This is a genomic window from Pseudoalteromonas sp. MMG033, from assembly GCF_057197785.1.
Genome location: NZ_CM170070.1, coordinates 2,206,657 through 2,219,449, shown reverse-complemented (window position 1 = coordinate 2,219,449; position 12,793 = coordinate 2,206,657). Strand labels below are relative to the sequence as shown.

The following is a 12,793-nucleotide window of genomic DNA, read 5'->3' as shown; positions in this document are numbered from 1 at the left end:
ATTTTATGGCTGACATTAGTGTCAGCCTCTTCCCTTTTTCGTGAACAGGTTTTATGGCTCTCTCCTCTAAAGATAATGCAGCAAAAATTGATACCTTTATCTGGGTGGGTGTCAGTGCCCGTGGTAAAAAGCTCGAAGGTGAGATGACCGGTACCAGTGTTGCGCTAGTCAAGGCACAATTGCGTAAACAGGGCATTACTCCCTCAAAAGTAAAGCGCAAGCCAAAGCCTCTGTTTGGCATGAAAAGCGTACAAAAAATTACCCCAAAAGATATCTCTATTGTCACTCGGCAAATTGCGACCATGCTGACAGCGGGAGTATCTTTGGTGCAATCTTTGGATATGATTGCCTCTGGTGCAAAAAATAAGAGTGTCAGCAAGCTCGTCGGCTCTATCGCGGATGAAGTCAAAGCGGGTCAGCCTTTAGCAAAAAGTTTGCGAGCTCACCCTAGATATTTTGATGAATTATACTGTGATTTGATTCAATCTGGTGAGCAATCAGGTGCCTTAGACCGAATTTTTGACCGCGTCGCCCTCTACAAAGAAAAAGCAGAAGCGTTAAAATCGAAAATCAAAAAAGCCATGTTTTACCCTATTGCGGTCATCACTGTGGCATTAATTGTCACCTCTATCCTCCTCATTTTTGTGGTACCGCAATTTGAAGATATCTTCAACGGGTTTGGCGCAGAGCTCCCCGCTTTTACGCGTTTAGTGATCAGTATTTCGGAGTTTATGCAAGAGTATTGGTGGATCATGTTAATCGCCATTGGCGGTGGCGGATACATATACAAAGAGATGCTCATTCGTAATAAAAACGTCAAACATGCCAACGACCGCATGATTTTGCGACTCCCAGTGATTGGCGAAATCTTAAGAAAAGCAGCCGTTGCCCGATATGCACGCACACTTTCAACCACCTTTGCAGCAGGTGTCCCACTCGTTGATGCATTAGACTCGGCGGCAGGTGCCGCTGGTAATGTAATATATAAAAACGCCATTTTAGACATCAAAGGTGAAGTCAGCTCAGGTAACCAAATGAACTGGGCAATGCGTAACTCTAAAATCTTCCCAGATATGGTGGTGCAAATGGTAGCCATTGGTGAAGAATCTGGTGCACTTGATAGCATGCTTGGCAAAGTAGCCAGTATTTATGAACAAGAAGTAGATGATGCTGTTGATGGCTTATCTACCTTGCTTGAGCCTCTCATTATGGCCATACTAGGCGTTCTAGTAGGCGGTTTAATCATCGCCATGTACCTACCCATATTCCAATTGGGTAGCGTTATCTAATAAAACTCACTGTTTAACAATAATAAGAGTATTCCTATGCAAGATGTTTGGCATTTAATGCAGCAACAACCTTGGTTTTTTTTGTTATCGGTTGGCTTAGTAAGCACCTGTATTGGCAGCTTTTTAAATGTCGTCATTTATCGCCTTCCAGTCATGATGGAAACCGAGTGGAAAACCGAATGTAAGGTCATTCTTGGGCAGCAAGAGTCCAATGACAATAACGCCCAAACCAACTCTAAATCATTTAATCTAATCACCCCAAGGTCGACCTGTCCCAGTTGTAACACGCAAATTAAAGTACAACATAATATTCCAATACTGAGCTGGTTGTTTTTAAAAGGCCGCTGCGCATACTGTGATACGCCAATTTCAGTCAGGTACCCAAGTATAGAAATGCTGACTGCCATCTCTTCACTGTGGGTCGCCTGGCATTTTGGTGCCACTTCGATATCGCTATTATACATCCTTATCACTTGGGGCTTGATTGCGCTTATCTTCATTGATATTGACAAGATGTTGCTCCCAGACCAAATCACCCAACCCATGTTGTGGCTTGCCTTATTAAGTGCAGCTCTGGGTTATACCATAGCTCCTGTTGACGCTTTATGGGGCGCAGCCCTTGGGTACTTAAGCTTATGGAGTGTGTATTGGCTCTTTAAATTACTCACCGGCAAAGAAGGCATGGGTTATGGCGACTTCAAATTGTTAGCCATTTTCGGTGCATTACTTGGCTGGGAAGCAATTATTACCATTATTTTACTTTCTAGCGTCGTTGGTGCTGTTATAGGCAGCGTTCAATTAAGTGTGCAAGGCAAAGACAAAGCCACCCCTATTCCATTCGGACCTTACTTAGCCATTGCTGGTTGGTTATGCCTATTTTATGGTGAATCGTTAAAAAGCTGGTACTTGAATTTATTAGGGGTATAACATGTCATCTTGGATATTAGGCCTCACTGGTGGTATTGGTGCCGGAAAAACAGCTGCGACTCGGCATTTTGAAAGTTTAGGCATTGATGTAGTTGATGCCGATATTGTGGCAAGAGAAGTCGTGATGCCGGGAGCGACTGGATTAAACAGCATTGTAGAGCGATTTGGCAGCAGCATTTTATCAGCTGAAGGCACTCTAGATAGAGCCAAACTTCGCAATATCATTTTTAATGATGAAACAGAAAAAACCTGGCTCAACGAGTTATTACACCCTCTTATTCGAGCACAGATGCTCTCAGAGTTGGCAAACGCTGCAAGCCCCTACTGCATTTTATGTGCTCCCTTATTGTTTGAAAATGGTTTAGATAAGCTATGTCATAAAACATTATTAATTGATGTACCTAATGACGTTCAAATTGCACGTACTAGTGCTAGAGATAAGGTCTCACAGGAGCAAGTCAAAAATATCATTGCCGCACAAATGAGTCGGGAAGATAAGTGCCTTAAAGCTGATTATATTATCGATAACAACCGACCGTTAACCGAGGTTCAAGTTGAGCTGGATAACTTACATCAAACTTTTTTAGCTGCATCCAAAACCAATTAAACACTTTATTTGTTGAATTTTATATCATTCTCTAGAATGATTATAATTGCGCTTGCTTTGTGTGAGCGCAGTCGCTGATTATTTGCTACATTTGTGTAAGCTGTTGAAGTATTAAAGGACATTATGGAACATCACTCTCCATTACTGAGAAAATTCATTACCTTAGGTAGAATTACGCCAGATCAGATAAAGGCGAAGCAATCCGAGGCAACGACCACTGCTGAGCTAATCTGCTTATGTAGCGGTATGTCTGGGCAAGAATTAGCTGAACAATGCCTTGATTTGTTCCGCGTGCCATATTTTGATCTCAATGGTTTTGATGTAGCAAATGTGCCCAAAGATCTAATCAAAGAAAAGTTAATCAGGCAACACTACCTTCTTCCATTAGTTAAAAAAGATCGCAAACTGTTTATCGCGACCTCGGATCCAACCGACTATGGCGCGTTCGAAAACTTCGAGTTCAGTACCGGGTTACAGTGCGAGATCGTGGTAGTTGATCACAAACTTCTTGAACAAAAAATAGATCAACTCTTTGACTCCAGCTCAGGCCTGTCACTCAGTGAAGACGAATTTAAAGAGTTTGCCAGTCTAGATGTAGAGGATGAATCGCCGTCACAGCAGCAAGATGAAGAGAAAGACGATGCGCCGATTATTGTCTATATCAACAAGATTCTCATGGATGCGATTAAAAAGGGGGCTTCAGATTTACATTTTGAACCCTATGAGAAAAAATACCGAGTGCGCTTTCGTATCGATGGTATTTTGCATGAAATGGCAAGCCCACCCAATACCTTAGCCAGCCGTTTGTCTGCTCGTATCAAGGTTATGTCTCACCTCGATATTGCTGAGAAACGAAAGCCGCAAGATGGCCGTATTAAGCTCAAAATATCCGAGCGTAAAAGCATCGATTTTCGTGTCAGTACCCTGCCCACCATGTGGGGTGAGAAAATCGTAATGCGGATACTCGACTCCTCTGCTGCTAAATTAGGGATTGATGTATTAGGGTATGAACCTGAACAAAAAGATTTGTATTTAAATGCCCTTGAGCAGCCACAAGGTATGATCCTAGTTACCGGTCCCACAGGCTCTGGTAAAACCGTATCCCTTTATACTGGCCTCAATATTTTAAATAAGCCCGAGCGCAATATTAGTACCGCGGAAGATCCGGTTGAGATTAACCTTGAAGGAATCAACCAGGTTCAGATCAACACAAAAGCAGATATGACTTTTGCCAACGCGCTTAAAGCATTTTTACGACAAGATCCTGACGTGGTCATGGTGGGTGAGATCCGAGATCTAGAAACGGCTGAGATCTCCATCAAAGCAGCCCAAACAGGTCACTTAGTAATGAGTACCCTGCACACCAACTCAGCACCAGAAACACTCACTCGATTGCTTAATATGGGTGTACCAGCCTATAACGTAGCAAGCTCTGTAAGCTTAATTATCGCCCAGCGTCTAGCAAGACGCCTGTGTCCAAAGTGCAAGGAGCCAGAAGAGTTACCAAAAGAAGAATTACTCAAACAAGGCTTTACTGAAGAACAAGTTAAAGACCTTACGCTATATGCACCCAAAGGCTGCGACCACTGCACAGACGGATATAAAGGCCGTGTCGGGGTATATGAAGTGGTAAAAATTACTCCTGAAATGTCGCACAAAATTATGGAAGGGGCGAACTCTTTGGAGATTGCAGCACTCGCTGACAAATTAGGGTTTGATAATCTGCGTAAATCTGGTTTGAGAAAAGCGGCATCTGGCGTGACTTCTTTAGCTGAAATCAACCGCGTCACAAACTACTAATTGCGTTCAGACTCACTGGTATAGTTTACTGCAAAGCAGTAAACTATACGGGTCTATCACACCATGAGTATCCATTATGCCAACAGCTGTCCAATGCCCAACATGTCAAAAAGAGGTGATATGGTCGGCACAAAGCCCTCATCGTCCATTTTGCTCTAAGCGCTGTCAACTTATCGACTTAGGTGAGTGGTCTGAAGAAAACAATAAAATTTCTAGTCCCGTGCAAAGTACAGATCTTGCCCAGCCCGATCCGCAAGCGCTCATCGAAGACATCGAGGCAATGCTTGCGAAAAACGAAGATGACTTTTTTAAATAATGCATTAAGTCCTGAGCAGTTCATATAAACAGGTCATTCGCTCATGCACTTGCCAATCTTGGCAATAGAGAAAGTAGTCAACACTCGGCAAGTGCTCAGTTATCTCAATAAAATCAACTTGAGATGCATATTTTCCCCGCATAGATTGAGGCACGATCGCAAACCCCATCCCCGCCGCCACCAAAGACAGCGTCGTCGACTTGGTTTTGACTTCTTGTACAACATTCATTGTTGCCTTTACCTGAGTGAATGCCGCCGCTATCGTCTCATATAATTTAGGCTGTAATGCCTTTGGGTAGTGAATAAATGGCTTGCCACTAAAGGTTTTTATCGATGTCTTAGTCAAGTTTAGCTGCCACTGCTTGGGACAGGCAAAGACATATTGCTCACTACATAAGTAGTGAATATCACTTGCAGGTAATTCCGGATCAAATAAGCGAATAATCGCCCCGTGTAGTTGTCCTGATTGGCATCGCGATACCAACTCTGCACTTGTACCCTCTTCCAATGCCAAATTTAATTTAGGGGATTGAGCAGATAACACAGTCATCTTACTAGCCACCAAGGCTTCAAACGCTAAGCCAATACAACCCAGCTTAATCGGCTGCTGCTTACCCGTTTGAAAGCTTTGCACACACTCACCGAGCTCAGCATGCGCTGCGAGTACCCGCTGGGCTTTTTTAACAAATGTCGCCCCAAAAGGCGTCAAGCTCACCGAGCGGGTTGAACGCTCAAATAAAGCCATGCCTAAATGGCTTTCTATTTGCCGGATCTGTTGACTCAAAGGTGGTTGAGACATATGCAATTTCAGTGCTGCTCGGCTAAAACTGAGCTCCTGCGCCACAGTCACCACATAGTGGAGCTTTTTTATATCCATCCAATTTATATTCATTACATATAAATCAATCTATTTTTATATTTGTTATTAATTTAGGCACATTGTAAGTTAACTGCAAGCTTTATCAGCAGGAGTCATAACAATGAAAACACTAATATTTTTACTGCTTATTTTTATCAGTAGTACACTTAAAGCCGAAATCATCAACGTACCTTTTCACTCAAAAGCATTGGAAAACAGCTTAATTGGCACCAAAAGTACCCGTGATATTCATATCTATTTGCCTGATGGCTACCACGAGAGCGACAAACGCTACCCTGTTTTATATTTATTAGGCGCCTATAGTTGGCCAGTAAAATACAGTGCACGCATTGAGCCCATGCTAGAAAACCATAAAAAAAATGGCCAAAACATGGAAATGATCATTGTTATGTTGGAAGGCAACACACCGCTCAGAGGCAGCTTTTACGTCAACTCAGAAGTCCATGGTAATTTTAGCGACTATGTCATCAAAGAAGTATTGCCTTGGGTAGATCGTACCTATCGCACTAAAGCCCACGCTAAGCATCGCGGTATCGCAGGGTTTTCAATGGGCGGTACGGGCGCGCTTCGATTTGCAGCAAAACACCCTGACTTGTTCTCACATGTATACGCTTTAAGTCCAGGCATGTTTGATGAAAAAGGCATGGCTAAATCATACCTAACTTCAGAAGCAGCAATTAAGCGTTACCAAGCATTTAAGCAAAAACTCGCGACCACAAAAGATCCAAAAGCACTGATGGACGCTGAGTTTGCCTCTTTCCAAGGTCGTGAGATTTGGAACAATGGTCAAGAAAATAGCTACAGCGCATACTTAATGGCTTATGCAGGCGCCTTTGCAGGCCACTCAGGACAACCTTTTGGCGTGCATTATAGCGTGGACGCATCTCAAAAACCGCTGTGGTACAAAGGGTTTGGAGAGCTGGTCGAACTATATTCAACCCCTGCTGTTGTTGAGCAGCTCAGCTCGGTACGCATCGATGTGGGCGACAAAGATGATTATATCTGGATCACTGAAGGTGTCCTTGCACTCAAAGAAAAAGCGCAGGCTAACAAGGTGTCCATTCACTTTGAAGTGTTCCCGGGTGGTCACAGTGATAAAGCACTTGAGCGTCTAGAGCACCATATGCTGCCGTTTTTCAACACACGTTTGTGATCCTTCCTGAGGGGTTCCCATGTCGGGCCCCTATTTTTCCTCATCGCCAAAATTCGCAAACATTATCAATCCAGCTTGCGCTACTTTAGCCATGTCGTCAAAATCAACTAGACGCATTGCAACACTTAACCGTAACGAGTAGCGACAGATGAAACACAAGTTAAGTACACAACATTATTACGAAGACCGAATGCTAAGGGTTATCGACTACCTATACGAGCATGCAGGTTCAGAACTTGATGTGAATACATTGGCAGATATAGCCTGTATGTCTGCTTATCACTTTCATCGTATTTATCGTGAGTATGCGGGAGAGACAATCAATGTCACAGTGAGAAGAATGCGTATGTTGAAGGCGGCAACTTATCTAGTTCGCAGCGACTTAAGCCAACAGCAAATCGCCAAGCAAGTTTGCTATGGCAGTGTTGAGGCATTTAACCGAGCCTTTACTAAGCATTATGGCGAAACACCGAATCAATATCGCCAGCGACGTGCTTATACCACGCCTGAGGTCTCTGCGTTGTATCCAACGTCTTCGAAGGAGTATCACCCCATGTATACAGTTGAACAACAAAACATTGAATCTATTGAATTAATTGGCTTAAATCATCACGGTGATTACATGCAAATTGGCCAAGCATTCGAAAAGCTTTCTGTCATGGCCGCAAAAGCAAATTTAATTGACCAAGATACGCGCTTTTTTGGCATTTACTTTGATGATCCTGAGTCTGTGCCTCATGCCAACCTCAAATCTATGGCCTGTATTGCAGTCGATAAAACTAAGCTGCCAGAGCAGCATGGTTTTGAACGCCTGACTATCCCAGCAGGAAAAACTGTCAGCATTCTCTTTAAAGGTGATTACACAGAACTGGAAAAGCCTTACAACTGGCTATACGGCCAATGGCTTCCCCAAAGCCAATTTGAGCTCGCTGACTTTCCGCCATTTGAAGAGTATTTAAACGATTTAAAAGACACCGCACCACAAGAGTTACTTACACGAATTAATTTTTTAGTCGCCGAATAAAACATACATGTATATCAGCCACCTATGCCCGTGGCTGATATACATCCTCCCTTATGATTTAGACGCACGGGCACCAGTATTTTCGCTGTACAGCATACATTTCGTACTAAACCCCATTAAGTTACTGATAAATTTGTACTAATCCTTTACTCGTATACGACATTAATACGATAATCACGCTATATTCATGTAAGTTGCGTAAACTTATTTCATATCAGTATTGTTAGGGGAAAGTCATGAACGCAAGGAGTGTGTATACCAGCTGGTTAATCATCTCTTTATTATTTGTCACTATTGGCTGGCATCACGCCGCTGTAGCCGAGTCTAAAAAACGACAAGCACCTCAAATTTCAATCGTCGGATCGGGTCCGTTGGTGCCAAAAAGTAGCGCGCAAGCGATCCCCATTAGTTACAAAAATACCCGTGAAGTCGATATCGAAATTTTACATATCACCAGCGCCCATGATTTTTTACAACGTCACTATTTGAACGACAAAATCTATCCAAGTTCTTTAGATAGATTGAGTTACAGTTACGAAAGTGTCTTTGCTGACCGCTATACCTTACCTGCAGGACAAGAAGATAAAATACACTCAGCGAAATTGCCTGTTCCAAGAAATTTACCATCGGGATGGTATATTGTGACACTCAAAGCCGCAGGTCAATTTGGTGACTTGCAAGCAAAGCATATGCTCCTGACAGAGCTAGGCATTCAAGCAAGAGTACAAAAGCATCATGCCACATTCAGCGTCAATTATTTACAAAATGGCCGCAGCGCGAAAGGTGCCAAAGTCAGTATTTATCGTAAACACGAACTCATACGCCAGGGCACAACAAATGCACAAGGCAACATCGACTTTACGGTCACCTTAGAGCAAAACGACATCGTTATTGCTGAATTAGAACAAGAAGACAACACTCCCCATCTGGCCATTTTACCTCTCAAAGAAGTACCACTTGATCTGTCAGCCTATCAACTTGGCGGTCGTTTATATCAAGAAACCGAAGCCTATATTTATAGTAACCGAGATCTTGTCAGGCCTGGGGACAGCCTGCCTATCAATATCTTACTGCGCGACTTTGATGGCAATAAAACCAGTATTGAGACACTGACCCTATCGGTCAAAAATTCACGCCAAGAGCAAATCCTCACAGAAACTTTGCAAGCTCAAGAAGCTGGTTTTTTCAGCAAGTCACTCAAAACCGCCAATGACTGGCCAACAGGTCGTTACACGGTTGGCGTTAAACTTGACCCAAGTGCCCGCAACTTTATCGCGGAGATGACCTTTCAATTGGAAGAATTCGTGCCTGAGCGTATGGATCTTAAGGTAACAAAGCAGGTTCCCTTTATTTTCGCTGGCCAAGAAAATACCCTCACATTAAATGGGAAGTATTTATTTGGCAGCCCAGCTGCGGGAAATACATTTAAAACAGACGTAAGCCATCAGCCAATAAGGCACTTTACCGGCCCTTACAAAGCGTTTGTTGTCGGCCAAGATTTTTATTTGTCTGGTCGTTATAAGTCGCTGGAAAATAAACGACTCTCTGAGCAGGGTGAAGCACAAATTAAAATTAGCACACCCCGTGCAGAACAAATTAAAAGCCCTATAAAAACCCAAGTATTTATTGCCCTGCAAGAAGCCGGTGGCGCAGCTGTGCAGCGCACAAGCACCTTCACTAGCTGGCGAAAAAGTACAATTCCAGGGATCAAACCGCTAAGCAAAAATGTTAAATACAGCTCAGATGCAGGCTTTGAAATCGCTTTACTCTCCGCAGATGGTCAAACTCTCTCTACTGGTAGCGTCAAATTGGAGCTTTACTATGATCAGGGCAACTACTACTGGATGTACGAAGAAGGCATCGGGTGGCAGCGCAAAAAGCAAGATCGATGGCGACAGGAACAACAAAGTGTTATTGATTTAAATGCTGGTATCGCTCGCATCGAACTACCGGTTAAATGGGGAAATTACCGCCTTGAAGCCACAGATCTAAACACAGGAAGTAAAACTCACTATGAATTCTATGCTGGCTGGTATCGCGGTTATGGCCAATACGCTGTTAAACCAGAGCATCTGCAACTCACTCTCAATAAAAAAGCTTACAACACGGGTGAGCAAGCTTCTCTTACTCTGACCTCACCCATCAATGGCGAACTCATGGTGACCCTTGAGTCCGATAAAATCATCTGGTCACAAAAGCTTGCCGTAAAAAAAGGCCAAAACCAAGTTGCCATTCCACTTAACAAGCTACCGAGTCGCCATGATCTGTATGTCACTGCCACCGTATTTGGTCAGCAGCAAGGGGCACCTAAACGCTACTTAGGCGTGATACCACTTCCTTTAGAAAGAAGCGCGCGGCAGATCCAGCTAAAAGTCGACCTCCCAGATCATGTTGAGCCACTGCAAACTTTACAGATCCCAGTGACAGCAGAAGGTTAAACAGATCAAGGGGCCACTTGGGTAACCGTCTCTATGGTTGACAAAGGGATCATTAATCTCAGCCGCTTTAAACCAGAAAACCCGTTTGATTACTTTTTTGCACAGCGTCGTTACAGTGGCGACATAATCGATCTCTACTCTCGGCAATACGATCCGCGCCCTAACCCGTTTGCACAATCCAGATTTGGTAGCGACAGTATTGAAAACAATACCAACCGGAACGATGACCTAGTCGAAAGTAAAACCATTCAATTGATGTCACGACCTGTGCGATTAGAACAGGGCAAAGCCTTCGTTGAGCTCACACTGCCAGACTATAACGGACAAGCGCAACTTATTGTTACCGCATTTAACGACAGCCAAGTAGGTCAGCTAGTACAAGGTCAAATCATCCGAATGCCACTGGTGGCAGAGCTCAGTGTGCCACGTTTTTTGGTGCCAGGTGATGCGTCATCGGTCACATTGGATATTCATAACCTCAGTGGTCAGGCTCAAACATTTGATGTGGTGCTCAGCGTTGATAATCATGTAACAATAGCAGAGCAAACGACGCACACTGTGACATTAGATGAGGGGCAACATTGGAGCAAAACAGCTGCCATTCAAACCCAAGCTAATAATCCAGATGGCATCGCAACATTTACCCTCCATGTCACTGGAGGCAACTTAGATGTAACACGCAGTTGGCGCGTGCCTGTTGGCTACATCGAGCCCTGGGTAACCCAAGCTAAAAACACGCAATTACAACCAAATGAGACCTTAACGGCAGATATATCCAATTGGGATGGCCTCAAAGTCATTGGCGGCAAAGAAGGCAAACTGCTCATCAGCCATACCCCCATTCTCAATATTTCGCAATTTGCATCAGGTTTGCATAGCTACCCATACGGATGCGCTGAGCAAACCACCAGTAAGGCATGGCCCTTTATTTTAAAGAACTCGCAGCTTGATAAATTTCAGCAAAACGCGCTGCTGCAAAGTAGTAAATTAACCACCAGCAAAGACTACCTCAGTGCCGCTGTGAGCCGTTTAAAAACCATGCAGAAGACCACTGGCGGGTTTGGCACGTGGGGCAGCTACAGCAAAGAATCTCCTTGGCTGAGCGTTTATATCACTGACTTTCTCACTCAAGTCAGTGCGCAATACCCAGAAATTGTGCCAAGAGACATGCTTCAAGAAGCCCAATATCGCGTGTTACGCTACGCTAGGGGCGATTTTGTAAATACTTTGACCTCACAACCCGAGGCCGCCATAGCCGCGACGACTTATGCGGCCTACCTATCGAGTAGCCTTGGAAAACTCAGTTACAGTGACCTCGAAGCACTGCAGATCAGTTCATTTCCATCACAATTGAGTTTGATACAGTTTGCCACTGCACTAGCCAATACTGGCGCTATTGCACAAGCATCTGCGCTACTCAACCAATTTGATGCGCAAGCCAGAGTCGACGACTATATCTACGATTATGGCAGCCGAGTGCGTGACGATGCCATGGCTATTATCGCTTTGAATCAAATGGCGCAATTAAGAGGTATACAAAGCAAAGCACGTCGTATTGCAAATACACTGGCCACCTCTTTACCTGCACTCGCCATCAATAAGCAATGGCTCAGTACACAGGAACAAGCGGCATTATTACGCTCGGCTATTGCCATTGATGAGCAAAATAAACAACCACTGAGCGTCGTGATCAATGGCAAAACAATTGAGCATAAAGGCCTATTAACGCACCCACTTACAGCCGGGCTCGTGTTAGAAAATACCACCAATAGCCCCTTATATGTGCAGCAGCTGCATACCGGTTACCTAGACTTTAACCCTGCTATCGCCAACCAAATTAACCCTTTTAATACCGTTAAAATGAAACATTTCTTAAGGCGCTGGTTTACGCTTGAAGGCAAACCAATTGATGAACAAGTGTCTTTAAAAGTGGGTGATCGCGTCCTTGTCGTACTCGATGTGGAAAGTAAAGAACGCATTCATGATGCCATGATTGTAGATAGGATCCCTGCAGGCTTTGTACTTGAAAACCCCGCTTTGCTGCAAGATTTAGATATTCAAAAATTGCTCCCTGAAGGCGTAGTACTGAGCCACATTGAGCACCAAGAATATCGTCATGATAGATATGTTGCAGTCACAGATCTAAAACCACGCCAGCAGTATCATAGGTACAGTGATGATAGATCAAGGCAGCAATTTGCTTACTTGTTGCGTGCAGAAGTTCCGGGCACCTATGCCAACCCGCCAAGTTTCATGGAATCGATGTACAGACCGCAAAAACATGTGCTCTATAGTCAATTCCCATCTACACTCACTATCGAAAGGTAACTTCAAGCGCCCTGATATGGGCGCTTACCAC

At 43.9% G+C, this 12,793-nt stretch carries 10 protein-coding genes; 9 read left to right on the top strand and 1 reads right to left on the bottom strand.

The annotated features are described in order from the left end of the window. Positions 1-53 precede the first annotated feature (53 nt). From AC2CZC_RS09710 to yacG, 5 genes are all read left to right on the top strand, one after another. Positions 54-1,289, top strand: coding sequence for a type II secretion system F family protein (locus AC2CZC_RS09710; RefSeq protein WP_484584664.1), 1,236 nt, complete (start codon positions 54-56; stop codon positions 1,287-1,289). Positions 1,290-1,325: 36 nt separating this feature from the next. Beyond that, positions 1,326-2,216: a prepilin peptidase gene (locus tag AC2CZC_RS09705; protein WP_484584663.1), complete on the top strand. Its 891-nt coding sequence runs from the start codon at positions 1,326-1,328 to the stop codon at positions 2,214-2,216. A gap of 1 nt (position 2,217) precedes the next feature. Next, on the top strand, positions 2,218-2,823 hold the full coding sequence (gene coaE, locus AC2CZC_RS09700) for a dephospho-CoA kinase (protein ID WP_484584662.1): 606 nt from the start codon (positions 2,218-2,220) through the stop codon (positions 2,821-2,823). Between the two features lie 123 nt (positions 2,824-2,946). Next, entirely contained in the window at positions 2,947-4,623 is a 1,677-nt protein-coding gene (pilB, locus tag AC2CZC_RS09695; protein WP_484584661.1) for a type IV-A pilus assembly ATPase PilB, read from the top strand. Positions 4,624-4,699: 76 nt separating this feature from the next. Then, the gene (gene yacG, locus AC2CZC_RS09690) at positions 4,700-4,939 is read left to right on the top strand and encodes a DNA gyrase inhibitor YacG (RefSeq protein ID WP_063361085.1); all 240 of its coding nucleotides are present in this window, start codon (positions 4,700-4,702) and stop codon (positions 4,937-4,939) included. A gap of 4 nt (positions 4,940-4,943) precedes the next feature. Here yacG and AC2CZC_RS09685 read toward each other — a convergent pair whose 3' ends face one another. Next, a complete protein-coding gene (locus AC2CZC_RS09685) occupies positions 4,944-5,816 on the bottom strand; it encodes a LysR family transcriptional regulator (protein WP_484584660.1) in 873 nt (290 codons plus the stop codon). Positions 5,817-5,919: 103 nt separating this feature from the next. Between AC2CZC_RS09685 and AC2CZC_RS09680 the strand changes: the two genes are divergently transcribed. The 4 genes from AC2CZC_RS09680 (at position 5,920) to AC2CZC_RS09665 (ending at position 12,762) form a co-directional block, all read left to right on the top strand. Continuing rightward, positions 5,920-6,972 carry an alpha/beta hydrolase gene (locus AC2CZC_RS09680; RefSeq protein ID WP_484584659.1) on the top strand — a complete coding sequence of 351 codons (1,053 nt, stop codon included), beginning with the start codon at positions 5,920-5,922 and terminating at the stop codon, positions 6,970-6,972. A gap of 148 nt (positions 6,973-7,120) precedes the next feature. After that, positions 7,121-7,996, top strand: a complete 876-nt coding sequence (locus AC2CZC_RS09675) for an AraC family transcriptional regulator (protein WP_484584658.1) — start codon at positions 7,121-7,123, stop codon at positions 7,994-7,996. Positions 7,997-8,232: 236 nt separating this feature from the next. After that, the gene (locus AC2CZC_RS09670; RefSeq protein WP_484584657.1) at positions 8,233-10,434 is read left to right on the top strand and encodes an MG2 domain-containing protein; all 2,202 of its coding nucleotides are present in this window, start codon (positions 8,233-8,235) and stop codon (positions 10,432-10,434) included. Between the two features lie 33 nt (positions 10,435-10,467). Beyond that, on the top strand, positions 10,468-12,762 hold the full coding sequence (locus AC2CZC_RS09665; protein ID WP_484584656.1) for an alpha-2-macroglobulin family protein: 2,295 nt from the start codon (positions 10,468-10,470) through the stop codon (positions 12,760-12,762). The last annotated feature ends 31 nt before the right edge of the window (positions 12,763-12,793 follow it).

Excerpts from the sequence above, each read along its gene's own strand:
- AC2CZC_RS09710 (WP_484584664.1), top strand. The coding sequence starts at position 54 with ATGGCTCTCTCCTCTAAAGATAATGCAGCAAAAATTGATACCTTTATC.
- AC2CZC_RS09705 (WP_484584663.1), top strand. The coding sequence starts at position 1,326 with ATGCAAGATGTTTGGCATTTAATGCAGCAACAACCTTGGTTTTTTTTG.
- coaE (WP_484584662.1), top strand. The coding sequence starts at position 2,218 with ATGTCATCTTGGATATTAGGCCTCACTGGTGGTATTGGTGCCGGAAAA.
- pilB (WP_484584661.1), top strand. The coding sequence starts at position 2,947 with ATGGAACATCACTCTCCATTACTGAGAAAATTCATTACCTTAGGTAGA.
- yacG (WP_063361085.1), top strand. The coding sequence starts at position 4,700 with ATGCCAACAGCTGTCCAATGCCCAACATGTCAAAAAGAGGTGATATGG.
- AC2CZC_RS09685 (WP_484584660.1), bottom strand. The coding sequence starts at position 5,816 with ATGGATATAAAAAAGCTCCACTATGTGGTGACTGTGGCGCAGGAGCTC.
- AC2CZC_RS09680 (WP_484584659.1), top strand. The coding sequence starts at position 5,920 with ATGAAAACACTAATATTTTTACTGCTTATTTTTATCAGTAGTACACTT.
- AC2CZC_RS09675 (WP_484584658.1), top strand. The coding sequence starts at position 7,121 with ATGAAACACAAGTTAAGTACACAACATTATTACGAAGACCGAATGCTA.
- AC2CZC_RS09670 (WP_484584657.1), top strand. The coding sequence starts at position 8,233 with ATGAACGCAAGGAGTGTGTATACCAGCTGGTTAATCATCTCTTTATTA.
- AC2CZC_RS09665 (WP_484584656.1), top strand. The coding sequence starts at position 10,468 with ATGGTTGACAAAGGGATCATTAATCTCAGCCGCTTTAAACCAGAAAAC.